Source organism: Deinococcus alpinitundrae (assembly GCF_009982895.1).
In the GTDB taxonomy this organism is placed as follows: Bacteria; Deinococcota; Deinococci; order Deinococcales; family Deinococcaceae; genus Deinococcus; species Deinococcus alpinitundrae.
The window spans coordinates 1-281 of the sequence record NZ_WXZL01000197.1; the positions used below are offsets into that span (position 1 = coordinate 1).

Genomic DNA, 281 nt, shown 5'->3' on the forward strand with positions numbered 1-281 from the left:
TAAGTGGCAAGATTTAGGATTTGATTTAAAACTCGAAGACTTTACTGATTATGAGGCAATAACGACGATTATTAAAATTACAAAAGGGAATTTTAGGCTGATTCATCGTTTATTTGCGCAGATAGACAGAATTATGGATATAAATGGCTTAGATAAAATAAGTACAGAAGTTGTAGAAACAGCTAGAGATAGTTTAGTCATAGGTATTCGTTAATAGAAAAAGCAATGTACTTTAATATAGGACATTGCTTTTCTCATTTACTAGGTAAAATCATTCTCAT

General features: G+C 29.9%; 1 protein-coding gene. It reads left to right on the forward strand.

Annotated features, from left to right (window positions below; translation table 11 throughout):
* Positions 1–214, forward strand: a 214-nt coding sequence (locus GUI70_RS23020) for a TniB family NTP-binding protein (RefSeq protein ID WP_438503512.1), incomplete at its 5' end; no start/stop codon positions are given.
* Between the last annotated feature and the right edge of the window lie 67 nt (positions 215–281).